Genomic DNA, 23,915 nt, shown 5'->3' on the forward strand with positions numbered 1-23,915 from the left:
GACGCGCCATGGCACTCACCGACACCCCCCGGCCGGCGGCGCTGCGCAGCAAGCGCCGCCGGGAGCGGGCCCGCACCCTCGCCTTCCTCTCCCCCTGGCTGATCGGCTTCGGCCTGTTCTTCGCCTACCCGCTGGTCTCCACCGCCTACTTCTCGTTCATGAAGTACGACGGCTTCACCGCGCCCACCTTCAACGGCCTGAAGAACTGGACGTACCTCTTCGCGCACTACCCGTTCTTCTGGCAGGGCCTGCGCAACACCCTGTGGCTGGTGGCCGTCATGGTGACCCTGCGGGTCGCCTTCGGCCTGGGCGTGGGCGTGCTCATCACCAAGGTGCGGACGGGCGCCGGCTTCTTCCGCACCGCCTTCTACCTGCCCTACCTCGCCCCGCCGGTGGCCGCCACGATGGCCTTCGCATTCCTGCTCAACCCCGGCACCGGCCCGGTGAACCACCTGCTCGGAGACCTCGGCCTGCCGCAGCCCGGCTGGTTCACCGACCCCGACTGGTCCAAGCCCGCGCTCACCCTGCTCGCCATGTGGGGCGTCGGCGACCTGATGGTGATCTTCATGGCGGCGCTGCTCGACGTGCCGAAGGAGCAGTACGAGGCCGCCGAGCTCGACGGCGCGGGGCCCTGGCAGCGGTTCCGCTTCGTCACCCTGCCGAACATCACCCCGATCGTGCTGTTCGCCGTGGTCACCGGGGTCATCCAGACCATGCAGTACTACACCCAGGCGATCGTCGCCGGGAAGGTCGCCAGCGGCGTGATCGGCGGCTCCGGCCAGCAGTTCGAGCCCGGCTACCCGCACGGCTCGACCTGGACCCTGCCGCAGATGGTCTACAACCTCGGCTTCCAGCGCTTCGACACCGGCACCGCCTGCGCCGCCGCCCTCGTCCTGTTCGCGATCTCGACGGCCTTCACCGCCCTGCTGCTGCGGCGCGGCTCCGGCCTGGTGGAGGACTGAGCCGTGACCCTCAACCCCGCCCTGCCGCTGCCGGCCCGCGCCCGGACGGCCGCCGCCCGCACCGCCCGCCGCCGCGCCGCCCTCGAATGGGTCGCCGTGCACTCGCTGGCGATCGCCGCCGCCCTGTTCTTCCTGCTGCCCTTCGTCTTCGTGCTGCTCACCTCGGTGATGAGCGACCGTCAGGCGCTCACCTCCGAGCTGTGGCCCACGAGTTGGCACTGGGAGAACTACGCGCAGGTCTGGCGCACCCCCGGCTTCCTCACCTGGTGGCGCAACAGCCTGCTGTACGCGGGCCTCGGCACCGTGCTCACCGTCGTCTCCAGCCTGCCCGTGGCGTACGCCCTGGCCAAGTTCCGCTTCCGCGGCCGCCGGCTCGCCCTGATGGCGGTGGTCTCGATGATGATGCTGCCGCCGCAGGTCACCGTGATCCCGATGTACCTGTTCTGGGCCAAGCAGCTCCACCTCACCGGCTCGCTCTGGCCGCTGGTGGTGCCGATGGCCTTCGGCGACGCGTTCTCGATCTTCCTGCTGCGGCAGTTCCTGCTGACCGTGCCGAACGAGTACCTGGAGGCCGCCCGGATCGACGGCTGCGGCGACGTCCGCACCCTGCTGCGGGTGGTCCTGCCGATGGCCCGGCCGGCGATCGCCGCGGTCGCGCTCTTCCAGTTCTTCTCCTGCTGGAACGACTACTTCGGCCCGCAGATCTACGCCAGCGAGAACCCGGGCGCCTGGACGCTGAGTTACGGCCTGGAGTCGTTCAAGGGCGCCCACCACACCGACTGGAACCTCACCATGGCCGCCACCCTGCTGGTGATGGCGCCGGTGATCATCCTCTTCTTCTTCGCACAGAAGGCCTTCATCGAAGGCGTGACACTGACAGGGGTCAAGGGCTGATGTCCGCACTGAAGTTGGCAATCGTCGGCGGCGGTTCCACCTACACACCCGAGCTGATCGACGGCTTCGCCCGACTACGGGACACCCTGCCGATCGGCGAGCTCGTCCTGGTCGACCCGGCCGCCGACCGGCTGGAGCTGATCGCGGGCCTCGCCCGGCGGATCTTCGCCCGGCAGGGCCACGACGCGCGGGTCACCACCGCCTCCGACGTCGCCGTCGGCGTGCAGGGGGCGGACGCCGTCCTGCTGCAGCTGCGGGTCGGCGGACAGGCCGCCCGCAACGAGGACGAGACCTGGCCGCTGGAGTGCGGCTGCGTCGGCCAGGAGACCACCGGCGCGGGCGGGTTGGCGAAGGCGCTGCGCACCGTCCCGGTGGTGCTGGACATCGCCGAGACGGTGCGCCGGGCCAACCCGGACGCCTGGATCGTCGACTTCACCAACCCGGTCGGCATCGTCACCCGCGCCCTGCAGACCGCCGGCCACAAGGCCGTCGGCCTGTGCAACGTGGCGATCGGCTTCCAGCGGAAGTTCGCCGGCCACCTCGGCGTCGAGCCCGAGCGCGTCCGCCTCGACCACGTCGGCCTCAACCACCTCACCTGGGAGCGCGGCGTCACCCTGCTCGACGCCCCCGGCGCCGCCACCGGCCGCGAGGTGCTGCCGGAACTGCTCGCCGGCCACGGCGAGGCGATCGCCGCCGACCTGCACCTGCCGCTCGACGTCGTCCGCCGGCTCGGCGTGGTGCCCTCCTACTACCTGCGCTACTTCTACCAGCACGACCTGGTGGTCGAGGAGTTGAGGGTGCAGGGCTCGCGGGCCGCCGCGGTCGCCGCGATCGAGCGGCAGCTGCTCGAGATGTACGCCGACCCGGCCCTGGACACCAAGCCCGAACTGCTCGGCAAGCGCGGCGGCGCCTTCTACTCGGAGGCCGCCGTCCAGCTGATCGCCGCGCTGCTCGGCACCGACGGCACCACGGGCGTCCAGGTGGTCAACACCCGCAACGACGGCGTGCTGCCCTTCCTCCCCGACGACGCGGTGATCGAGGTGCCCGCCGAGGTCGACCCGCAGGGCGTGCGCCCGCTGCCGCAGCGCCCGGTCGAACCGCTCTACGCGGGCCTGATCGCCGCCGTCACCGCCTACGAGCACCTGGCGCTGGACGCCGCGCTCAAGGGCGGCCGGGACCGGGTCTTCGACGCCCTGCTCGCCCACCCGCTGGTCGGCCAGATCGACCTCGCCGACCGGCTCACCGACCGGCTGATCGCCCACAACCGCGCCCACCTCGGCTGGGCGTGACCCGACGATGACCGCCTCGCACCACCCCGGGGAGAACCGATGAACCGCCAGCACGACGCCCCGCTCCCCGGCGTCCTCGCCGTCGACGCCGGGAACAGCAAGACCGACGTGGCGCTGGTCGCCGCCGACGGCACGGTGCTCGGCTCCGCCCGCGGCGGCGGCTTCCAGCCGCAGCTCGACGGCGCCGACGAGGCCGTCGGCGGCCTCGCCCCGCTGGTCGAGTCGGTCGCCGCACAGGCCGGTCTGAGACCCGGCGCCACGGTGGCCGCGCACGTCTCGGCCTGCCTCGCCAACGCCGACCTGCCGGTCGAGGAGGAGCGGCTGCTCGCCGCCCTGGAGGCCCGCGGGTGGGGCACCACCGCGGCCGTCGCCAACGACACCTTCGGCCTGCTGCGGGCCGGCACCGACGGCCCGCGCGGCGTCGCCGTGGTCTGCGGCGCCGGCATCAACTGCGTGGGCCTGCTGCCGGACGGGCGCACCGCGCGCTTCCCCGCGCTCGGCCGGCTCACCGGCGACTGGGGCGGCGGCGGCGGACTGGCCGCCGAGGCGATGTGGCACGCCACCCGGGCCGAGGACGGCCGGGGCGCGCCGACCGGGCTCGCCGCGGCGATCGGCGCGCACTTCGGGCGGCCCTCCGCCACCGCCGTGGCCGAGGGGATGCACCTCGGCGAGATCGCCGCGGAGCGGCTGCACGAGCTCGTCCCGGTGCTCTTCGCCGCCGCCGGGGCGGGCGACCGGGTGGCGCTCGGCCTGGTCGACCGGCAGGCCGACGAGATCGTCCGCTTCGCCACCGTCGCGCTGCGGCGGCTCGGCCTGCTGGACGAGGCCGTCCCGGTGGTGCTCGGCGGCGGCGTGCTCGCCGCCCGGCTGCCGCTGCTGGTCGACAACGTGACGGCCCGGCTGGCCGTCGCCGCGCCGCTCGCCGAGCCGCGGATCGTGGTGGCACCGCCCGTCCTCGGCGCAGCCCTGCTCGGCCTCGACCGGATCGGCGCCGACGACCGCGCGCAGCTGCGGCTGCGCGCCGCCTACGAGCCGGTGCACCCGGCGGCCGCCTGACCGGCCGTCCGGCGCCCCGGCGTCCGGTCGCGGCCGCGTCCCGGCCACCGGGCGCCCGATCTCCCGCCGCCCGCCCCGGGGCCCGCACACCCCGGGACGGGCGGCGGGCCACCGGTGTCCCGCGGGTGGCCGGCCGGTCAAGGGCCGGTCAAGAATGCGGGTGCGGAGGTTTGAACGTTGATAGGACGGTCCCACGAACGCTACGCTCCCGGCTTCGTACGGCGCCCGTCCACGGGGCGCCCACCCGATCCCCAGGGGGAAGCGCCAGATGGCGATCCGCAAGTCCACCATGCAGGAGCAGGTCGCCGAGGCGATCGCGGCGATCGAGCCGAACGACCGGCCCGTCGTCACCTTCCACACCGTCACCGGCCCGAGCCCGTGGCTGATGAGCCAGCTCGGCCTGATCGGCCAGCTGTTCGTGAAGTACTACTTCGTCACCCTCACCGAGCGCGTGGTCGTCGTGCACCGCGCCTCGCGGATGAGCAACCGGCCGCAGGAGCTGGTGCACGTGGTACCGCTGGAGCAGGCGCGCACCCTGATCACCGAGGTGAAGCGGGCCGCGATGTGGAGCTCGATGCAGTTCCACTTCCCCGGCGAGCAGAAGGCGACCCGCCTGAACGTCGCCCGCTACTGGCGTTCCGAGCTGGACCAGTTCGTGCCCGCGCTGACCGGCGTGCAGATCACCGGCTGATCCCGCCGCCACGAACGGCCGGAGGCCGGGACCGCAACGGTCCCGGCCTCCGCCGTGTGCGCGGTGCGCGCCTCAGCGGTCGCCGAGGTGCTCGTCCGCCCAGGCCGCGAGGATCTTCGCGCAGGCGTCCACCGACTCGCGCCAGGTGTGCGCCGCGCCGTCGTCGGCCTCGTCGCTGACGTACTTGACCAGCCGCACCGGCACCTCGGCCCGGCGGGCGACGGTGGCGATCGCGTAGCCCTCCATGTCGACCAGGTCGGCCCGCTCGGCGAGCCGGTCGCGGGCCGCGCCGTCCGAGACGAAGAGGTCGCCGGTGGCCAGGGTCGGGCCGACGCCCTCGTTGAGGGTGATCGGCGCGCCGTAGCTGCGGCCGGTCAGCGCGCGCAGCACCGGGGTGTCGATGTCGTGCTGCAGCACCCGGGAGACCTCGTGCATGGTGCCGGCCAGGCCGGGGCGCAGTGCGCCCGCCGTCCCGAGGTTCACCACCTCGGCCGGCCGGACCCCCCCGGCCAGCACGGTGGCCAGCGCGGCCGTCGAGTTGATCTTGCCGATGCCGGTGAGCAGCACGGGGAGGCGCTCGCCCAGGTGGGCCGCCTCCTCCCGGACGGCGACGACGAGCAGCGGACGGTCCGGGGTGATGGTGCCGAGCAGACGCATGCCGCCATGCTACGGCCGCCCCCGCGGCACCCCGGGCGGGAGGTTCGGAGCGGCCGGCCGGGCGCTGCGCGCACGGAACGTCCGCGTTCGGGCGGATCGGCCCATTGGCGCAATCTCAAGATCGGCACAACTCGCGTGTGGTCGTCACATCCGGCGGCCATACTGCTGGCATCAGGGGGCCGGCGTCCCGCGGGACGCACGGGGACACGGGGTACACAGGGGGTGGGGCGGGTGACGGGACCGGCGGTCGTCGAAGGCACGGCGCCGTTGCCGGAGCCGGCAGGGCGCGGCTCCGCGGCACGGCTGCCCGGGCTGCAGGACGCCGGCGAGCGGCTGGCCGCACTGCGGCGCGCGGCGGACACCCCGCCGGGCCGGCTGCGGCTGGCCGGCGCCGCACTGGTCGCGCTGGTGCTGCTGTTCGGGGGGACGGCGGCCTGGCAGGCCGACCGGCGGGCGGGGGCCACCGACCGGGTGGTCGGGCACAGCCAGCCGCTCAGCCGGGACGCGGCCGAGATCTACCGCTCCCTCGCCGACGCCGACACCACCGCGGCCGGCGGCTTCCTGCTCGCCGGCGACGAACCGGCCGAGCTGCGCAAGCGGTACGAGGACGACCTCGCCACCGCCGGCGAACTGCTCACCCGGGCCGCCGCCCGGACGGCCGCCAACTCCGAGGCGCAGCAGCGCATCGACGACCTGAGCCGCCAACTCCCCCAGTACGCTGGCCTGGTGGAGACCGCCCGGGCCGACAACCGGCTCGGTCTGCCGCTCGGCGGCGCCTACCTGCGGTACGCCTCGGGGCTGATGCAGAACACCATGCTGCCGTCCGCGCAGCAGCTGGTCGCCGCCGAGTCGGGGCAGCTCGACGAGGACTTCGACGCGGCCGGGGCGATGCCCGTGGCGGCGCTGCTGCTGGGGCTGGCCGCGCTGGCCGCGCTCGGCGGGTACCAGGTGCTGCTGTTCCGCCGGACCAACCGGGTGTTCAACCCGGGCCTGGTGGCGGCCTCCGCGGCGGTGCTGGCCGCGGTGCTGTGGCTGGCGGTGGGCGGCGCGGTCGCCTCCGCCTCGCTGACCGCGGGCCGCACCGGGGGCGCCGAGCCGCTGCGGGTGCTCGGCCAGGCCCGGACGGAGGCCCTGCAGGCCCGCGCCGCGGAGAACCTCAACCTGGTCGCCCGCGGGGCGAGCGACGGCTACGGCAAGCGCTGGCAGACGGTCACCGGGTCGCTCGGCGGCGCACCGACGCCGGGCGGCGGCCGGGCCGGCGGCGGCACCCTGGACCGGGCGGCCGCCCTCGCCCCCGCGGGCGAGGCGGAGCACCGGCTGGACGAGGCCCGCAAGCAGTTCGCGCAGTGGGACTCCCGGCACGACGCGGCCGCCGCCAGCGACCGGGCCGGCGACTACGAGGCGGCGCTGCGGGCGACCGTGGCGGTCGCCTCGGACACCACCACCGAGGCCGCCTGGGCCGCGATGGACCGGCAGCTGGCCGCCGCGGGCACGGCCGAGCAGGACCGCTTCGGTGCGAAGACCTCCGGCGTGGCCGGCGGGTACGAGGCGCTCGCCGCAGGGGCGGCCGTGCTGGCCGTCCTGGCGGCGGCGGGCGTGGTCAGGGGCATCGGCCGCCGACTGGCCGAGTACCGGTGAGGGGGCGGGGGATGACGGAGCGCACGAGGACGGCCCGCGGCAGGCGGGCGGGCATCACGGCCGGAGCGGCGGCCGCGGCGGCGCTCGCGGTGGCCGCCGGGCTGCTCGCCGGCGGCCTCGCGGCCCCGGCCGCGCCCGCGGCGGTGCGAACGGCCCCGGCGGCCGCTGCCGCGCCCGCGCTGGCACCGGCCGCGGACTGCGACGTGACCAAGAGCGCGCCGCCCGCCGAGGACCCGAACGGGGCGGCGGTCCGGCGGATCCGGCAGCGCGGCTCACTGGTCGTCGGCGTCGACCAGAACAGCTTCAACTGGGGCTTCCGCAATTCGCGGACGGGCCGGATCGAGGGCTTCGACATCGACCTGGCGCACGCGATCGCGGCCTCGCTGCTGGGCGACCCGGAGAAGATCACCTTCCGGACGGTGCCCACCGCCCGCCGGATCGAGGCGGTCAAGAACGGCGAGGTGGACCTGATCACCCGCACCATGACCATCACCTGCGAGCGGCTGAAGGACGTGGCCTTCTCCGCCCCGTACTTCCGCACCGGCCAGCAGGTGGTGGTGCCACGGGCGGCCGGGGTGACCTCGCTGGCCGCGGCCTTCAAGGGGCGGCGGGCCTGCGTGGCCGCGCAGTCCTCCTCGGAGGCGGAGCTGAAGCGGGACCCGCGCGGCACCAGCGCGGTGCGGGTGGTGGAGAACCAGCTGGACTGCCTGGTGCTGATGCAGCTCGGCCAGGTCGACACCACCCTCACCGACGGTTCGCTGGCCGCCGCGCAGGCCGCGCAGGACCCGACCGTGCAGGTGCTCGACGAGAGCATCTCGGACGCCTACATGGGGGTGGCGGTCAACAAGTCGGCGCCCGACCTGGTGGCCTGGGTGAACCAGGTGCTGGCGGAGTACCGCGCGGGCGGGGGGTGGCAGCGCAGCTACGCGCGCTGGCTGGCGCCCACCATGGGTGCCTCCGCCGCACCGTACCTGCCGTAGTCTCGTCACCCCGTCACCCGGTCGTCCCGTCGACCGACCGTCCCGTCACCCGTCGCCCCGTCACACGAAGCACCGTCACCGGGGGCCGCGCCGCAGGGCGCGGGAGGTGCCGCACCGGCACCGGGCGACCGCACCGGAGAGGAAGGACCGTTGGCAGGAACTGCCGGCCCGGCGATGAGCCGGGAGGAGGTGGACCGCGCACTCGCGCGGCTGGGCGCCGAGCGCGACGCCGTGGAGGCGGCGCTGCTCGACCTGCAGGACCATCCGGGCCGCCGGCTGCTGGAGGGGGCCGCCCTCACCGGGCGCACCCGGGAGCGGTGGTCCGTCGCCGGGCAGGGCCTGTCCGTGCTGTGGTCGCTGTTCGACCGCTACTCGGAGGCGCTGGCCTCGGCGCGCGCCGTCCGCTCGCGCCGCAACCGGCCCGGCTCCGCCGAACTGGCGGAGCTCGGCGAACTGCTCGGCGGGGCCTCGGTCACCGTCTCCGGCGGGCAGCTGCCGGACGGCGGCGCCCGGCTCGGCGCACCGGCCCGGCTGGTCGAACGGATCAGCCTCGCCGACCTGCTGGAGCGGATGAACGCCTGGTACGCGACGGTGCTGGAGGTGGTCGCCGCCGCGGACGCGGTCTGGTCGGCGCTGCCCGCCCGGATCGACCTGCTGCTCGCCGAACTGCACCGGGTGCAGATGCTGGCGCTGTCGGTCGGCGTGCGGCCGGGGGGCCACCCGCTCGCGGACGACCTCGCCGAACTGGCCGGGGACCTGGCGGCGCAGCGCACCGAGGTGGTCTCGGACCCGCTGGCGCTGTGGCGGCCCGCCCGGGTGCCCGCGCAGCGCGCCGAGGACGGGCCGGCCGCGGCCGCGATGACGGCCGGCACGGTCTCCGGGGTGGTCGACACCGCCCGCTTCGACCGGGCGGGCCGGGCGCTGGACGACGTCCGGGTGGAGCTGGAGGGGCTGCTGCGGCTGCGCGACGAGTCGCACGAGCGGCTGCAGCAGGTCGCCGACCTGCTGCAACGGGCGGACGCCACGCTCGCCGAGGCCCGGCGGGCCCGCGGCGAGGTGCTGGCGAAGATCGCCGCGACCGAGGTGCCGGCCGTGCCGGGCCCGGCCTCGGCGCTCCGTGAGCGGATCGGCCAGGCCGTGGAACTCCAGCACGGCGGCCAGTGGTACCGGCTGGGGCCGCTGCTGGACGCGCTGGAGGACGCGGCCGCCAAGGAGCTCGCCCGGGCCCGGCACTCGCTGACCGAAGTGGCCCAGCCGCTGGCGGTGCGGGCCGAGCTGCGGGGGCGGCTGGAGGCGTACAGGGCGATGGCGGCGCGGCTGCGGATCACCGAGGACCCGGAGGTCGTCGAGCGGTTCGAGAAGGCGCGCTGGCTGCTGTGGAGCGCGCCGTGCGACCTGCGCGCCGCCGCGGAGGCGGTCGCCCGCTTCCAGCAGGCGGTACGGCCGGCGCCGGCGCTGCCGGCCGGTCCGGGTGTCGCGGACGGTCCGGGTGTCGCGGACGGTCCGGGTGTCGCGGACGGCGGGAACGGGCAGGACCACCAGGCCCCGGCGGTGCAGGACACCCGGCCGGCGGGGGAGTTCGAAGGGGGCGGGGACAGCGATGGGTGAGGCGTGCACGCGGCCGGAGTGCTCCGGCAGCGGTGTGATCGACGCGGACGGCTACTGCGACGAGTGCGGCCTGGCCGCCGCGGCGGGCACCGGACGGGCCGCGGGGGCGGCGGGCACGGCGGCCGCACCGGCCGCGACCGGCGCGGCGCCGGGGCGGTGCACCCGGGACTGCCCGGGCACCGTCGACGCGGACGGCTACTGCGACGAGTGCGGGCTGGCCGCCGAGGCCGGCGCACCGCGGGTGCCCGGGGCCAGGGTCTCCCCCGACTCCGCGCGCGCCGGCTCGTCCCGCACCGGCTCCTCGCGGACGATGTCCGGCCGATCCCGCTCGCACCGCTCCGCCCGGACGGGCACCGGGCGCTCGGTCTCGGTGCGCAGCAGCGGCGGCACCGCCGGGACGGGCCGCCGCGGCAACCTGGGCGCCGGCCTGGTGACGGTGCCCGCGGTACCGCGGCCCGACCCGTCCGCGGCCGTGCTGGAGGACCCGGAGGTGCCGGAGCGCAAGCGGTTCTGCTCCAGGTGCGACGCGCCGGTCGGCCGGTCCAAGGGCGAGCAGCCGGGCCGCCCGGAGGGCTTCTGCACCAAGTGCGGCACGGGCTACTCGTTCACGCCCAAGCTGCGCCGCGGCGACCTGGTCGGCGGCCAGTACGAGGTGGTGGGCTGCCTGGCGCACGGCGGGCTCGGCTGGATCTACCTGGCGGTCGACCGCCGGGTCAGCGACAAGTGGGTGGTCCTCAAGGGCCTGCTGGACACCGGTGACGAGGATGCGCTGGCGGTCGCGCTCGCCGAACGGCGCTTCCTCGCCGAGGTGGACCACCCGAACATCGTCCGCATCATCAACTTCGCCGAGCACCCCGACCTGCGGACGGGCGCCACCGACGGCTACATCGTGATGGAGTACGTCGGCGGCAAGTCGCTCAAGGACATCGCCAACGAGCGCCGCACCCCGGACGGCCGGCGCGACCCGCTGCCGGTCGAGCAGGCGATCGCGTACGCGCTGGAGGCGCTGCCGGCGCTCGGCCACCTGCACGCCCGCGGGCTGGTGTACTGCGACTTCAAGATCGACAACGTGATCCAGAGCGAGGACTCGCTCAAGATCATCGACATGGGCGCCGTCCGGCGCCTCGACGACGACGGTCCGATCTACGGCACCGTCGGCTACCAGGCGCCCGAGATCGCCACCGACGGACCGTCACCCGCCTCCGACCTCTACACCGTGGCCCGCACCCTGGCCGTGCTCAGCCTCGACTTCCGCGGCTACGACACCACCCACCGGCACGACCTGCCCGGCCCCGACGAGGCCCCGCTGTTCGCCGCCTACGAGTCGTACTACCGACTGCTCGTCAGGGCCACCGACCCGGACCCGGCCCGCCGCTTCGGCTCCGCCGAGGAGATGGCCGACCAGCTCACCGGCGTCCTGCGCGAGGTGCTCGCCCTGCAGGACGGCCGGCCGCGGCCCGCGCTCTCCACGCTGTTCGGGCCCGAGGTCCGGGTGCTCGACACCGACCCCGCCGCCGGCCCGCCGGACCCGGCCGCCGCCGCCCTCGCCCTGCCGGTGCCCCGGGTGGACACCGCCGACCCGAACGCGGGCTTCCTCGCCGCCCTGGCCGGCACCGCCCCCGGCGAGGCGCTGGCCGCACTCGCCACCGCCCCCGCGCCCTCGCTGGAACTGCGCCTGCGGGCCCTGCGCGCCCACCTGGAACTCGGCGACCCGGAGGCCGCCGCACGCGACCTCGACGCCGTCGAGCGGGACCACCCCGGGGACTGGCGGGCCGTCTGGTACCGCGGCCTCACCGCCCTCGCCGCCGGCCGCGCCGGGGCCGCCGCCGAGGCCTTCGACGCGATGTACGACGCGTTCCCCGGCGAGGCCGCGCCCAAGCTGGCCCTCGCCCTCTGCGCCGAACTGCTCGGCAACGGCGAGGACGCCGCCGAGTTCCACCGCCTGGTCGCCACCACCGACCGCAGCTACGTCGGCGCCGCCTTCGGGCTGGCCCGGGTCCGACTCGCGGCCGGCGACCGGGCCGGCGCGGTCGCCGCCCTGGAGGCGGTGCCGGAGGCCTCCGCGCACCACACCGCGGCACGGATCGCCGCCGTCCGCGCCCGACTGAGCGACCGTCCGGCGACCGACCCGCTCGGCCCCGACCTGGTGCGCTGCTCCGAGCAGATCACCGCGCTCGGTCTGGACGCCCGGCGGCACGAGGAGCTCTCCGTCGAGCTGCTGGACGCCGCCCTCGGCTGGGTCGTCGCGGGCCGCCCGGGCAGCTCCGCAGCGGCCGCCGCGGGCAGCGCGGACCCGGCCTACGAAGTGCTCGGACATCCTGCCGGCGAACGGGAACTGCGCTTCGCCCTGGAGCACTCCTACCGGGTGTTGGCACGGTTGTCCGACCGGGCCGGAACGAGGATCGAGATGGTGGAACGGGCCAACCGTGCCCGTCCACGGACGTGGGTGTGAGCAATGCCGCAGCAGACCGTGTGCCCGAGCTGTGCCGAGCCGCTGGCCCCGGACGACGCCTACTGCGGCGCGTGCGGACACAGCACCGCCGAGCCCGCCGCACCCGCCGGGGCCCGGGTGGTGACCGACGTCCGGGGGCCCGGAGCGACCGTGCCCGACCTCCAGCCGGCCGGGCCGGCCGCGGGCGCCTGCGCGCACTGCGGAGCCACCGGCCTCGCCCCCGACGGGTACTGCGAGTCCTGCGGCAAGGCGCAGCCGCGGCCGCGGGACCACCAGGAGCGGGCCATGGCCGGCGTCGCCGGCGTCAGCGACCGCGGCCTGCGCCACCACCGCAACGAGGACGCCTTCACCGTCGCCGGCACCTCGCTGCCCGGCGGCCGGCCCGCCGTCGTCGCCGTGGTCTGCGACGGCGTCTCCTCTTCCGCCCGCCCGGACGAGGCCTCCGCGACCGCCGTGGACGCCGCCTCCGAGTCGCTGCTCAGCTCGCTGGAACGCGGCGACGACCCGACCGCCGCGATGCGCCGCGCGATCGCCGACGCCGCCCGGGCCGTCACCGAGCTCGCCTACGACGACAAGAACCGCGCCCGGCCGGACGGCGGACTCAACGCGCCCGCCTGCACCTACGTCAGCGCCATCGCGGCGGACGGCCTGGTCACCATCGGCTGGGTCGGCGACACCCGCGCCTACTGGATCCCGGACGACCGCGAGTCGGCCGAGCCCTACCGGCTCACCGAGGACGACTCCTGGGCCGCCCGGATGGTGGCCGCCGGGCTGATGGACGAGGCCGAGGCGTACGCCGACCCGCGGGCGCACGCCATCACCGGCTGGCTCGGCGCCGACGCCGAGGAGCTCCTGCCGCACACCGTCGCCTTCACCCCCCACGTGCCCGGCGTGGTGCTGATCTGCACCGACGGCCTGTGGAACTACGCGGAGGCCGCCACCGACCTGGCCTTCTTCGTCCGCGCCGACGCCCGGACACAGCCGCTGGCCGCCGCCCGTTCCCTGGTCGACTTCGCGGTCACCGCGGGCGGGCACGACAACATCACCGTCGCGGTGCTGCCGATCACCCCGGGCGAGCCCGAGCACGAGCCCACCCTGCTCGACCTGCCCGTGCAGCGGCCCGCCGCCGAGGCGGCCCCCGCACCGCAGGGACACGACGCCACCCTGCCGGACGGGCCGCCCCCGGCGCCGCCCGCACCTCCGATGCCGCCCTTCCCGCCAGCCCCGGCACCGCTCGACTGAGGACGGCCGCACCCGGGCGCGCCGCGGGCCGGCGCGCCTCGCCGCCGCGCCCGCACCGGCGCGGCCCCGCACGCCCGCACGAGGACCCGACCACCGCACGACGACCCCACCGGACCGCCCGCCCGCTCGACAGGAGCCCTCAGCCCATGGCAAGTCTGGCCAAGCCGAACGCGCCCCGATTCGACGTCGACATCTTCCAGAACGAGTACCTCGCCGAGGGCGCCCGCGAGGTCAACGCGATCGTGACCGTCACCGCCACGGGCGGCGGCACCGCCGGCGGACGGCTGCCCGCCTCCGCCGACGGCGGCGACGCCGCCGTGGTGATCATGATCGACTGCTCCGGCTCGATGGACTACCCGGCCTCCAAGATGCGCAACGCCCGCGAGGCGACCGCCGCTGCGATCGACACCCTGCGCGACGGCGTCGCCTTCGCCGTGGTGGCCGGCACCCACGAGGCCGCCGAGGTCTACCCGGGCGGCGGCGAGCTGGCGGTCGCCGACCCGTCCACCCGGGCCGCCGCCAGGACGGCCCTGCGCAAGCTCACCCCGATGGGCGGCACCGCCATCGGCACCTGGCTGGCCCTCGCCCGGCGGCTCTTCGAGAGCCGCCCGGAGCGCTCCATCCGGCACGGCATCCTGCTCACCGACGGGCGCAACGAGCACGAAAAGCCCGCCGAGCTGCAGGCCGTCCTGGAGCGGGCCGCCGGGTACTTCACCGCCGACTGCCGCGGCGTCGGCACCGACTGGGAGGTCGACGAGCTGCGCCGGATCTCCTCCGCGCTGCTCGGCACCGTCGACATCGTCGCCGAGCCCTCCGGCCTGGCGGACGACTTCCGGGCGATGATGTCCGCCGCCATGGGCAAGCAGGTCGCGGACGTCGCACTGCGGATCTGGACCCCGGCCAACGCCGTGGTGAAGTACGTCAAGCAGGTCGCGCCCTCGGTCGAGGACCTCACCGGCCGCCGCACCGACACCGGCCCCCGGGCCGGCGACTACCCGACCGGCTCCTGGGGCGACGAGAGCCGCGACTACCACGTCTGCATCGAGGTGCCGGCCGCCGCCGTCGGCGACGAGATGCTGGCCGCCCGCGTCAGCCTGGTGCTGCCGCGGCCCGACGGCACCGCCGAGACGCTCTCCCAGGGCCTCGTCCGGGCCGTGTGGACCGACGACCTGGCCTCCTCCACCCGGATCAACCAGCAGGTGGCCCACTACACCGGCCAGGCCGAGCTGGCCGCGTCCATCCAGGAGGGCCTCGCAGCCCACCGCGCCGGGGACGTCGACCGGGCCACCGCCAAGCTGGGCGCGGCCGTCCGGCTCGCCCACGTGACCGGCAACGACGGCACGTTCCGTCTGCTGGAGAAGGTGGTCGACGTGGTGGATCCGAAGGAGGGTACGGTTCGATTCCGTAAGAACGTGAGCGAGGCCGACTCGATGACACTCGAGACCCGGTCGACCAAGACCGTGCGAGTGAAGAGATGACCGGCCGATTCCCTGGGCCGGACCTGCTGATGTGGGGGATTTGATGCCGATCTGCCCTAGGGGCCATGAGTCGCAGGCCGAGGACTGGTGCGACTTCTGCGGCTTCCCGATGACTCCGCCGCCCGGTCTGGCCGTCCCGGGCGCCCCGCCGGCCCAGGGCTCGCCGTTCGGCGCCCCCGCCGGGTCCGGCTACCCGCCGCCCCCGCCCGCCTCCGCCCCGCCGGGGCCGCCCCCGGGCGGTCCGGCGTACGGCGGCCAGGGCGGCTACGAGCGGCCTCCCTACGAGCCGGCCGGCCGCGACTCCGGGTACGGGCAGCCGCCCTACGAGGAGCCGCCCTACGAGCGCCGCGGCGGCCTCGGCGGGCTGTCCATCGGCGGCGGCGGCCACGGCCCCGGTCACGGCCACGGCCACGGCCAGCCGTCGCACGGCGGCCCGGACATCACCGCGGGCCTGGTGACCTGCCCGATCTGCCGCAGCCCGCAGACCGGCCGGTACTGCGAGGAGTGCGGCTACGACTACGACCTGTCCGCGCCGCAGCGGCCGCAGACGCCCACCCCGCCCCCGGCGGCCCCGCCCACGGCTCCGCCGCCGCCCCCGCCGGCCGCGCCGCGCGGCGGTTACGGCTACCCGCCGCCGGCCGGTGCCCCGGCGCCCGCGCCGTCCGGCTACCAGCCGCCCAGCCTGGAGAAGCAGGGCTTCGACCGGCCGGCCCCGGCGCCGTTCGCCGAGCCCGACGGCTACGAGCGGACGGGTCCGGTCTACGCCGACCCCGCCGGCGGCCCGGGCAGCGACGGTTTCGGGACGTCCTTCCGGCTGGCCCCGCCCGGGCCGGGCCAGCAGGCGCCGCACGGCCAGCCGGGCCCGCACGGTCCGCAGGGCCACCCCGGCGCCGGTCCGGCCGCCCCGCCGCCCCCGCCGGTCCGCACCCAGTGGATCGCGGTGGTCAGCGCCGACCGGGACTACTTCGCCGACATGATGGCGCGCAGCGGCCCGGACGCGTCGGGGCTGTTCTTCCCGCCGTACTGCCCCGAGCGGCGCATCCCGCTGACCGGCCGCGGCCAGCTGCGGATCGGCCGGCGCAGCCAGCAGCGCGGCACCGTGCCGGAGATCGACCTGTCGGTGCCGCCGGAGGACCCGGGCGCCTCGCACCTGCACGCCATGCTCGCCGAGCAGCCCGACGGCAGCTGGGTGCTGGTGGACCAGGACTCGACCAACGGCACCACCATGAACGGCGGCGCCGACCCGGTGCCGCCGCACACCGCGATCCCGCTGAACGACGGCGACCGGATCCACGTCGGCGCCTGGACGACCATCACGCTGCACCGCGCCTGACGGACCGTCGGGCGGGGCCGGTCGCCAACCGGCCCCGCCCGACGGGTTTTCCCGGGGTTTTGCCTGGTAACCACCACCGCACCGACACGGAACCCCCTAATGTCATGCACCATGACTGCAGCTATATCCGCCGACGGAATACGGAAGCGGTACGGGGACGTCCAGGCCGTCGACGGTGTGTCACTCACCGTCGAGGCGGGCGAGTTCTACGGGATTCTCGGGCCGAACGGGGCCGGCAAGACCACCACTCTGGAGATCCTGGAGGGGATCCGCGAGCCCGACGAGGGCCGCGTCGAACTGCTGGGGCTCAAGCCCTGGCCGCGCAACACCGCACTGCTGCCGCGCATCGGCGTGCAGTTCCAGGCGTCGTCCTTCTTCAACCGGCTGACCGCCCGCGAGACGATCCGCACCTTCGCCTCGTTCTACGGCGTGGGCCCGAAGCGGGCCGACGCCATGCTGGACAAGGTCGGCCTGGCCGACTCCGCCGCCGTCCAGACCGAGAGGATGTCCGGCGGCCAGGCGCAGCGCCTGTCCATCGCCTGCGCGCTCGTCCACGACCCGGAGCTCGTCTTCCTGGACGAGCCCACCACCGGTCTCGACCCGCAGGCCCGCCGCAACCTCTGGGACCTGCTGCGCGACATCAACGCCGAGGGCCGCACCGTCGTCCTCACCACCCACTACCTCGACGAGGCCGAGGTGCTCTGCGACCGGGTGTCCGTGATGGACCACGGCAAGGTGCTCAAGACCGGCGCACCGGCCGCACTCGTCCGGGAGATCGACGACACCGTCCGGATCAGCGTCGAGTCCGGGCTGCTCGCCGCCGACACCGCCCGCGAGCTGTTCACCGCGGCCGGCGCCGAACTGGCCGGCCTGGAGGACGACGGCGTCTCGCTGTCGGTGTCGACCCGCGTCCCGGCACCGGTGCTGTCGGTGCTCGCCGAGCAGAACGCGCTGCGCGGCCTGGAGGTCCGCGGCGCCACCCTGGAGGACGTCTTCCTCCGCCTGACCGGACGGGAGTACCGGGCATGACCGCGACCGCCCCCACCGCGACCGAGCGCGAGCCGGCCGCCCCGGCCCCCGAGGCGCCGGAACGCGCCAGCGCCTTCGTCGGACTCGCCCGGGTCATGCTGCTGGGCTTCGTGCGCGACCGCGGCGCGCTCTTCTTCACCCTGCTGATGCCGCTGATCTTCCTGCTGATGTTCGGCACGCTCTTCAAGAGCGCGGGCGCCCCGCACGTGAAGGTCGCCCAGGTCGGCGCCGTCCAGGTGCTCGACTCCGTGCAGGGCGAGGACCGCAAGGAACTGGAGAAGGTCCTCACCGTCACGAAGATCGACGACGAGGCCGCCGCCCTGGAGAAGGTCCGCAAGGGAGACATCGACGCCCTCGTCGAGCAGGGCCCGAACGGCCAGGTGGTGGTCCGCCACAGCGCCGCCGACCCGGTCAAGGCCGGCAGCGTCCAGGCGATCGTGGACAACCTGGTGAAGGCCGCCAACCAGGCCGCGTCCGGCAAGCCGCCGGCGTTCACCATGGCCTCCGTCCAGGTCGAGGACCAGTCGCTCAAGCCGATCCAGTACCTCACCCCGGGCCTGCTCGGCTGGGCCATCGCCTCCGGCGCGGTCTACGGCGCCTCCTTCACCCTGATCAACTGGCGCACCAAGCGGGTGCTGCGCAGGCTGCGGCTCGCCCCGGTCTCCATCCCGGCGGTGATCGGCGCCCGGGTCGCGGTGAACTGCGTGATCGCCCTCGCCCAGACGGCGATCTTCCTGACGATCGCCACCACGCCGTTCTTCGGGCTGAAGCTCAGCGGCAACTGGTGGCTGATCGTCCCGCTGGTGCTCTGCGCCACCATCGCCTTCATGTCGATCGGCCTGCTCACCGGCGGACTCGCCAAGACCGAGGAGGCGGCGAACGGCATCAACCAGCTGATCATCCTGCCGATGTCCTTCCTCGGCGGCGCGTTCATCCCGCTCGACGGCAGCCCGGGCTGGCTGCAGACCGTCTCCAAGGTCTTCCCGCTGCGCTACCTGGTCACCGCCTCGCAGTCGGTGCTCAGCCGCGGCGGCGGCGTCATGGACGCGCTGCCGGCGATGGGCGGACTGCTGGCCTTCTCGGCCGTGCTCTGCCTGATCGCCTGGCGCTTCTTCAACTGGGACGACGTGTAGTCGGTGGGTGACGCAACGCCCCGGGCCGTGCCCGGGGCGGCGGGGGTCGTAGGCCGGAAGACCGGTGTACGGCCCCCGCGGCCGTCTGCGACCATGGTCGGGTGAACGAGATCCCGCAGAGCACGCTTTCCGAGGAGACCTTCTTCGACGCGGTCGGCGGCGAGGCCACCTTCCGCCGGCTGGTGCACCGCTTCTACCAGGGCGTCGCCACGGACGAGCTGCTGCGGCCGATGTACCCCGAGGAGGACCTCGGCCCGGCCGAGGAGCGCTTCGCCCTCTTCCTCATGCAGTACTGGGGCGGGCCCCGGACGTACAGCGAGGAGCGCGGCCACCCGAGGCTGCGGATGCGCCACGCCCCGTTCAAGGTGGACCGCGCCGCCCACGACGCCTGGCTGCGGCACATGCGCACCGCCCTCGACGAGCTGGACCTGCCCGAGGACGCCGAGCGCCAGCTCTGGGACTACCTGACCTACGCCGCCGCCTCGATGATCAACACCGCGGGCTGAGCGGGGGCCGGCCGCGCCGCCTCAGCGCAGCGGGCTCAGGCCCAGGCCCGCGCCCGGCGCGGCCGCGCTGCGGACGGCGACCGAACCGGCCGGCGCGCTCAACCGCAGCCAGCCGCCCGCACGGTGCACCGTCAGCGGCACCGCGGGCCGCAGGAAGCCGATCACGTAGGCCGCGTGCGCGGCGCGCAGCGGAAGCTCCGGCACCGCACCCAGCGGACGCGACCAGATCTCGTCGGCCAGCGCGTCCAGCACCTGCCGCGAACGGTGGTGCTCCGGGACCTCCTCGCTGCGCCGGCGGAACTCGCCGACCGCGGCGGACACCTCGGGCAGCACCTCGAAGGCCCGCGGCTCGGCGATCAGCCGCCAGCCGGTGCGGGGCGGCAGCAGACCGGCCCACGCCGGGCCGGTGACCGCCGGCGGCACCACGACGCTGCCGACCTCCGCGTCCACGGCCTCCAGCAGCTGCCCGGCGGAGACGGTGGTGTCCGTCCCGGCCGTCGGACCGGCCAGGCGCGCGGTGCGGACGGCGATCACCCCGGCGGTGCCGAGCGGGAGCCGGCCGAACACCGCCAGGACGCCGCCGGACTCCGGGCCGGGCACGGCCTGCAGGCGGACGGCGGCGGCGCGGTCGAAGCGCAGCAGCCGGCGCAGGAACGCGGCGAGGTCCGCCGCCCCGCCGCTCTCGGCGAGGAGGAGTCCGGCGGGCCGACCTGTCACGGGGATGCTGCTCACGTCGCTGGTACCGCCCGGCTCAGGCCACGGCCACGGCGGCGGGCACGGCGTCCATGAAGCGGGAGAGGAACTCCCGCTCGACGGGGCTGATCCGGCGCGGCCGGCCCTCGGCCAGGTCGTAGGGGACGACGACGGTGGACGCCTTGACGTAGACCGTCTCGGTGCCGTCCGCCGCGGTGTCCTTGATCTCGTAGGACACGGTGAGCGAGGCGCCGCCGATCTTGGTGACCCAGGTCTCGATCGTCACCGGGGCGGGGCGGTGCACCAGCGGCTTCTTGTACTCGATCTCGTGGCGCGCCACCACCGAGCCGCCCGCGAACTCCCCCGCACCGGCCTCGGCGGCCTGGGTGAACATGAAGTCGATCCGGGCCTCCTCCAGGTAGCGCAGGAAGACCACGTTGTTGACGTGGCCGAAGGCGTCCATGTCGGACCACCGCAGGGGGCAGGCGTAGATGTGGCGTGCCACGAAGGATCTCCTCAGACTTCCGGGTCGCCCGCGGCCGGACCGCGGGCGGGTGGCCGGGCCGGCCGCCCCGAGGGGCAGCCTGCCCGGCCCTTGTTGCACCGGCGTTGCCGGCGGCTGTCGTCGCGGGGACGGTCAGCCGCGGGTCAGCTTCTTGTAGGTGGCGCGGTGCGGACGGGCGGCGTCCGGGCCGAGCCGCTCGATCTTGTTCTTCTCGTAGGACTCGAAGTTGCCCTCGAACCAGAACCACTTGCTGTCGCCCTCGTAGGCGAGGATGTGGGTGGCGACCCGGTCCAGGAACCAGCGGTCGTGGGAGATGACCACGGCGCAGCCCGGGAAGTCGAGCAGCGCGTTCTCCAGCGAGGAGAGCGTCTCGACGTCCAGGTCGTTGGTGGGCTCGTCGAGGAGCAGCAGGTTGCCGCCCTGCTTGAGGGTGAGCGCCAGGTTGAGGCGGTTGCGCTCACCGCCGGAGAGCACGCCGGCCGGCTTCTGCTGGTCCGGGCCCTTGAAGCCGAACGCCGAGACGTAGGCGCGGGACGGCATCTCGACCTGGCCGACGTTGATCCAGTCGAGGCCGTCGGAGACGACCTCCCACAGGGTCTTCTTCGGGTCGATGTTGGCGCGGTTCTGGTCGACGTAGCTGATCTTGACGGTCTCGCCGACCTTGACCTTGCCGTCGTCCGGGGTCTCCAGGCCCTGCAGCATCTTGAAGAGCGTGGTCTTGCCGGCGCCGTTCGGGCCGATCACGCCGACGATGCCGTTGCGCGGCAGGGTGAAGCTCAGGTCGTCGATCAGGAGCTTCTCGCCGAAGCCCTTGGAGAGGTTGTCCACCTCGACGACGACGCTGCCCAGACGCGGGCCCGGCGGGATCTGGATCTCCTCGAAGTCCAGCTTCCGCATCTTGTCGGCCTCGGCGGCCATCTCCTCGTAGCGGGCGAGGCGGGCCTTCGACTTGGCCTGGCGGCCCTTGGCGTTGGAGCGGACCCACTCCAGCTCTTCCTTGAGCCGCTTGGCGCGCTTGGCGTCCTTCTGGCCCTCGACCTTGAGACGGGTCTGCTTGGTCTCCAGGTAGGTGGAGTAGTTGCCCTCGTACGGGAACGCGCGGCCCCGGTCGAGCTCCAGGATCCACTGGGCGACGTTGTCGAGGAAGTACCGGTCGTGGGTGACCGCGACGACGGTGCCGGCGTACTTGGCCAGGTGCTGCTCCAACCAGTTCACCGACTCGGCGTCGAGGTGGTTGGTGGGCTCGTCGAGGAGCAGCAGGTCGGGGGCCTCCAGCAGCAGCTTGCAGAGCGCGACGCGGCGCTTCTCACCACCGGAGAGCTTGGTGACCGGCCAGTCGCCGGGCGGGCAGCCCAGAGCGTCCATGGCCTGCTCCAGCTGGGCGTCGAGGTCCCAGGCGTTGGCGTGGTCCAGGTCCTCCTGGAGGCGGCCCATCTCCTCGAGCAGCGCGTCCGAGTAGTCGGTCGCCATCAGCTCGGCGATCTCGTTGAACCGGTCGAGCTTGCCCTTGACCTCCTTGACGCCGTCCTGGACGTTCTCCAGGACCGTCTTGGACTCGTCGAGCGGGGGCTCCTGGAGGAGCATGCCGACGGTGTAGCCCGGCGAGAGGAAGGCGTCGCCGTTGGACGGCTGCTCCAGCCCGGCCATCATCTTCAGCACCGTGGACTTACCGGCGCCGTTGGGGCCGACGACGCCGATCTTCGCTCCGGGGAGGAAGGAGAGCGTCACGTCGTCAAGGATGACCTTGTCGCCGTGTGCCTTGCGCACCTTGCGCATGGTGTAGATGTATTCCGCCACGTGAGATCGCTCCGGCGTCGTCGGGTGTATTCGGCTTGCAGCCTTCCATTGTGCCGCACCGCACGGCACCGCCCGAACTCCCGCCGGTCACACGGCCGGGCCCCGGAGCGCGGGCCGCGGGCGGGTCGTCCTCCCGGGACCTCGGGCAGGGCTCCGGGCGGGAAAGGCGACGGCCCCGCCCTCCGGTGTCGGAGGACGGGGCCGGGCCCGGTGTCACGACCCGGGTCTCACCCCGGGGTCGTACCGCGGGTGCCGCTGCCGTGGGGACGGCCCGCACCCGGGAGGGTTCAGGCCGCGGAGCGACCGTGGCGGCCGCGGCGGCGCAGGGCGAACACCGCGCCACCGCCGGCGGCGACGAGCAGGCCCGCGATGCCGGCGATCATGCCGGTGTGGCTGCCGCCACCGGTGCTGGCCAGGCTGCCGCCGGTGGTCGAGCCGGTGCTGCCGCCGGTCGTACCGCCGGTGGTGGTGCCACCCGTGGTGCCGCCGGTGGTACCACCGGTGGTGCTGGTGGTCTTGCAGTCGAGGATGCCCTTGAACTCCTCGTTCAGGTTCGGGCCGCTCACCTTGATGTCGTAGGTGGCGTCCTCGGCGACCGGGACGAGCACGGTCTCGGTCTTGCCGGCACCGACGGTGACGGACTTGCCCGGGGTGATCGTCACGGTGGCCTGCTCGTCACCGTTGTTGGTGACGGTGACCTGGACGCCGTTCTTGGTGCAGTCGACCTTGGAGGTGGCCTCGAGCAGCGGGCCCTTGGCCTGCGTCCAGGCAGCCTTGGCGGTCTTGGCGACGCTCAGCACCTCGGAGCCGGCCAGGATCATGGTCTGGCTGTGCTTCTCCGGGGTGTAGCCGACGCTGAGGAACACGCGGCCGGTGGACACGGAGGTGGTGGCGGAGGCCTTGACGGTGGCGGAGCCGGCCGCGGTGCCCGCGGGGACGTCCAGGAACAGCTTGGTGTCCTTGGCGATCGGGCCCTTGAGGTCGGAGACGGCCTTGCCGTCCTTGTCGACCAGCTTGACCTTGCCGCCGGAGGTGTCGCCGGAGAGCGCCAGCTTGACCGTCGAGGCGCTGCTGTTGAGGGTGAACGGGCCGAGCTTGCTGCCCGACTTGCCGTTCACGGACGCCGGGTCGAGGTCCAGCGAGGGCGCCGGCTCCTCCTTCAGGCCGGTGTTGTTGCTGCCCGCCAGGTACTCGGTGAGCTGCTTGGCCTCGGCGTCGACCGGGGTGGCCCCGGTCTTGTTGTCGGAGAAGCGCCAGATCGCGGCCTGGGTGCCGGCCGCCGCGTCCTCCTTGGTGAACTGGCCCTTGATGCCGACGGCGGCCTTCACCGCGTCGAGGGAGAGCTTCGGGTAGGAGTGCTCGAGGATCCAGCGGATCTTGCCCGCGGCCTCCTCCTTGCCCGGGGCGCCGAGCGAGCTGGAGGCCCAGTTCGACTCCTGGTACTTGACCGCGTCCTTGATTTTGACGCCGTGGTCGATGTCGATGCAGTACGTCTGGATGAGCTTGCCGTCATCCGTCTTCAGCGTGAAAAGACCGCCCTGGATCACGTGGCCGCCACCGGTGTCGACGGCCCCGCTGACCATGGTCGGCTGGATCGTCGCGGTGATGCCCGCGCCGCTGTCGGCCGACGCCGCGCCGGCGAACGACAGGCCGCTCGCCACGGCGATGCCGGTCGCGAGCATGACAGTACCTATGCGGGAGACAGCCCGCTTCTGGCTGTGGAACATGAGTGATCCCTCCGGGCCGGGCTCTGCCGATGGCAGCCCGCCCTGCAAAGCGGTGCCCCCTGTGACACCGCTGCACATGTGTGGACCCGACGCATCATATTGAGGGTTGAGACACTTCCCACAGTTGTACTGAACCAGGACAGTTCCGTTGCCGTTCCGTTATCAAGCCGTCGGACAACCGTTTTGGTTGACGCTTCACCAGATCCCACGGATCGTCATCGGACCATCCTTGCGGCGCCCCTGTC

General features: G+C 74.3%; 20 protein-coding genes. 15 read left to right on the plus strand and 5 right to left on the minus strand.

Annotation, left to right across the window (positions count from 1 at the left end; genetic code table 11):
* Positions 1-8 precede the first annotated feature (8 nt).
* The 5 genes from AB0O09_RS25330 (at position 9) to AB0O09_RS25350 (ending at position 4,892) form a co-directional block, all read left to right on the plus strand.
* A complete protein-coding gene (locus AB0O09_RS25330; protein WP_363544711.1) occupies positions 9-962 on the plus strand; it encodes a sugar ABC transporter permease in 954 nt (317 codons plus the stop codon).
* A 3-nt stretch (positions 963-965) separates the two neighbouring features.
* Entirely contained in the window at positions 966-1,856 is an 891-nt protein-coding gene (locus AB0O09_RS25335; protein WP_363544714.1) for a carbohydrate ABC transporter permease, read from the plus strand.
* Between the two features lie 8 nt (positions 1,857-1,864).
* The gene (locus AB0O09_RS25340) at positions 1,865-3,145 is read left to right on the plus strand and encodes a 6-phospho-beta-glucosidase (RefSeq protein ID WP_363544797.1); all 1,281 of its coding nucleotides are present in this window, start codon (positions 1,865-1,867) and stop codon (positions 3,143-3,145) included.
* 39 nt (positions 3,146-3,184) lie between these two features.
* The gene (locus AB0O09_RS25345) at positions 3,185-4,201 is read left to right on the plus strand and encodes a BadF/BadG/BcrA/BcrD ATPase family protein (protein ID WP_363544717.1); all 1,017 of its coding nucleotides are present in this window, start codon (positions 3,185-3,187) and stop codon (positions 4,199-4,201) included.
* Positions 4,202-4,469: 268 nt separating this feature from the next.
* On the plus strand, positions 4,470-4,892 hold the full coding sequence (locus tag AB0O09_RS25350) for a hypothetical protein (RefSeq protein ID WP_344625701.1): 423 nt from the start codon (positions 4,470-4,472) through the stop codon (positions 4,890-4,892).
* Positions 4,893-4,964: 72 nt separating this feature from the next.
* Here the strand turns inward: AB0O09_RS25350 and AB0O09_RS25355 are convergent, their stop codons facing one another.
* Complete coding sequence (locus AB0O09_RS25355) at positions 4,965-5,549, minus strand: nucleosidase (protein ID WP_363544721.1); 585 nt, start codon at positions 5,547-5,549, stop codon at positions 4,965-4,967.
* 267 nt (positions 5,550-5,816) lie between these two features.
* On the opposite strand from AB0O09_RS25355, the gene AB0O09_RS25360 reads away from it, so the two are divergent.
* From AB0O09_RS25360 to AB0O09_RS25405, 10 genes are all read left to right on the plus strand, one after another.
* A complete protein-coding gene (locus tag AB0O09_RS25360) occupies positions 5,817-7,187 on the plus strand; it encodes a CHASE3 domain-containing protein (protein ID WP_363544723.1) in 1,371 nt (456 codons plus the stop codon).
* Between the two features lie 11 nt (positions 7,188-7,198).
* A complete protein-coding gene (locus AB0O09_RS25365; protein WP_363544725.1) occupies positions 7,199-8,167 on the plus strand; it encodes a glutamate ABC transporter substrate-binding protein in 969 nt (322 codons plus the stop codon).
* Between the two features lie 174 nt (positions 8,168-8,341).
* Complete coding sequence (locus AB0O09_RS25370; protein ID WP_363544800.1) at positions 8,342-9,775, plus strand: hypothetical protein; 1,434 nt, start codon at positions 8,342-8,344, stop codon at positions 9,773-9,775.
* Complete coding sequence (locus AB0O09_RS25375; protein ID WP_363544727.1) at positions 9,768-12,227, plus strand: tetratricopeptide repeat protein; 2,460 nt, start codon at positions 9,768-9,770, stop codon at positions 12,225-12,227. Before AB0O09_RS25370 ends, AB0O09_RS25375 begins: the two co-directional genes overlap by 8 nt.
* A gap of 3 nt (positions 12,228-12,230) precedes the next feature.
* Entirely contained in the window at positions 12,231-13,469 is a 1,239-nt protein-coding gene (locus tag AB0O09_RS25380) for a PP2C family serine/threonine-protein phosphatase (RefSeq protein WP_363544730.1), read from the plus strand.
* A 146-nt stretch (positions 13,470-13,615) separates the two neighbouring features.
* A complete protein-coding gene (locus tag AB0O09_RS25385) occupies positions 13,616-14,947 on the plus strand; it encodes a VWA domain-containing protein (protein ID WP_363544733.1) in 1,332 nt (443 codons plus the stop codon).
* Positions 14,948-14,990: 43 nt separating this feature from the next.
* Positions 14,991-16,280: an FHA domain-containing protein gene (locus tag AB0O09_RS25390; RefSeq protein WP_363544736.1), complete on the plus strand. Its 1,290-nt coding sequence runs from the start codon at positions 14,991-14,993 to the stop codon at positions 16,278-16,280.
* Between the two features lie 99 nt (positions 16,281-16,379).
* On the plus strand, positions 16,380-17,309 hold the full coding sequence (locus AB0O09_RS25395; RefSeq protein ID WP_363544739.1) for an ABC transporter ATP-binding protein: 930 nt from the start codon (positions 16,380-16,382) through the stop codon (positions 17,307-17,309).
* Entirely contained in the window at positions 17,306-18,442 is a 1,137-nt protein-coding gene (locus AB0O09_RS25400) for an ABC transporter permease (RefSeq protein ID WP_359986729.1), read from the plus strand. Before AB0O09_RS25395 ends, AB0O09_RS25400 begins: the two co-directional genes overlap by 4 nt.
* Before the next feature lie 101 nt (positions 18,443-18,543).
* A complete protein-coding gene (locus tag AB0O09_RS25405; protein WP_344627036.1) occupies positions 18,544-18,948 on the plus strand; it encodes a globin in 405 nt (134 codons plus the stop codon).
* 21 nt (positions 18,949-18,969) lie between these two features.
* Here the strand turns inward: AB0O09_RS25405 and AB0O09_RS25410 are convergent, their stop codons facing one another.
* The 4 genes from AB0O09_RS25410 to AB0O09_RS25425 form a co-directional block, all read right to left on the minus strand.
* On the minus strand, positions 18,970-19,680 hold the full coding sequence (locus tag AB0O09_RS25410) for a hypothetical protein (protein ID WP_363544742.1): 711 nt from the start codon (positions 19,678-19,680) through the stop codon (positions 18,970-18,972).
* 19 nt (positions 19,681-19,699) lie between these two features.
* Positions 19,700-20,146, minus strand: coding sequence for a thioesterase family protein (locus AB0O09_RS25415; RefSeq protein WP_344627034.1), 447 nt, complete (start codon positions 20,144-20,146; stop codon positions 19,700-19,702).
* Positions 20,147-20,278: 132 nt separating this feature from the next.
* On the minus strand, positions 20,279-21,943 hold the full coding sequence (gene ettA / locus AB0O09_RS25420) for an energy-dependent translational throttle protein EttA (protein WP_030266199.1): 1,665 nt from the start codon (positions 21,941-21,943) through the stop codon (positions 20,279-20,281).
* A 287-nt stretch (positions 21,944-22,230) separates the two neighbouring features.
* Entirely contained in the window at positions 22,231-23,625 is a 1,395-nt protein-coding gene (locus AB0O09_RS25425) for a Cys-Gln thioester bond-forming surface protein (protein WP_363544747.1), read from the minus strand.
* Positions 23,626-23,915: the final 290 nt, after the last annotated feature.

It is taken from the genome of Kitasatospora sp. NPDC093679, from assembly GCF_040683455.1.
GTDB classification, from domain to species: domain Bacteria; phylum Actinomycetota; class Actinomycetes; order Streptomycetales; family Streptomycetaceae; genus Kitasatospora; species Kitasatospora arboriphila.

Excerpts from the sequence above, each read along its gene's own strand:
- AB0O09_RS25330 (WP_363544711.1), top strand. The coding sequence starts at position 9 with ATGGCACTCACCGACACCCCCCGGCCGGCGGCGCTGCGCAGCAAGCGC.
- AB0O09_RS25345 (WP_363544717.1), top strand. The coding sequence starts at position 3,185 with ATGAACCGCCAGCACGACGCCCCGCTCCCCGGCGTCCTCGCCGTCGAC.
- AB0O09_RS25350 (WP_344625701.1), top strand. The coding sequence starts at position 4,470 with ATGGCGATCCGCAAGTCCACCATGCAGGAGCAGGTCGCCGAGGCGATC.
- AB0O09_RS25355 (WP_363544721.1), bottom strand. The coding sequence starts at position 5,549 with ATGCGTCTGCTCGGCACCATCACCCCGGACCGTCCGCTGCTCGTCGTC.
- AB0O09_RS25365 (WP_363544725.1), top strand. The coding sequence starts at position 7,199 with ATGACGGAGCGCACGAGGACGGCCCGCGGCAGGCGGGCGGGCATCACG.
- AB0O09_RS25370 (WP_363544800.1), top strand. The coding sequence starts at position 8,342 with ATGAGCCGGGAGGAGGTGGACCGCGCACTCGCGCGGCTGGGCGCCGAG.
- AB0O09_RS25375 (WP_363544727.1), top strand. The coding sequence starts at position 9,768 with ATGGGTGAGGCGTGCACGCGGCCGGAGTGCTCCGGCAGCGGTGTGATC.
- AB0O09_RS25380 (WP_363544730.1), top strand. The coding sequence starts at position 12,231 with ATGCCGCAGCAGACCGTGTGCCCGAGCTGTGCCGAGCCGCTGGCCCCG.
- AB0O09_RS25385 (WP_363544733.1), top strand. The coding sequence starts at position 13,616 with ATGGCAAGTCTGGCCAAGCCGAACGCGCCCCGATTCGACGTCGACATC.
- AB0O09_RS25390 (WP_363544736.1), top strand. The coding sequence starts at position 14,991 with ATGCCGATCTGCCCTAGGGGCCATGAGTCGCAGGCCGAGGACTGGTGC.
- AB0O09_RS25395 (WP_363544739.1), top strand. The coding sequence starts at position 16,380 with ATGTCATGCACCATGACTGCAGCTATATCCGCCGACGGAATACGGAAG.
- AB0O09_RS25400 (WP_359986729.1), top strand. The coding sequence starts at position 17,306 with ATGACCGCGACCGCCCCCACCGCGACCGAGCGCGAGCCGGCCGCCCCG.
- AB0O09_RS25425 (WP_363544747.1), bottom strand. The coding sequence starts at position 23,625 with ATGCTCGCGACCGGCATCGCCGTGGCGAGCGGCCTGTCGTTCGCCGGC.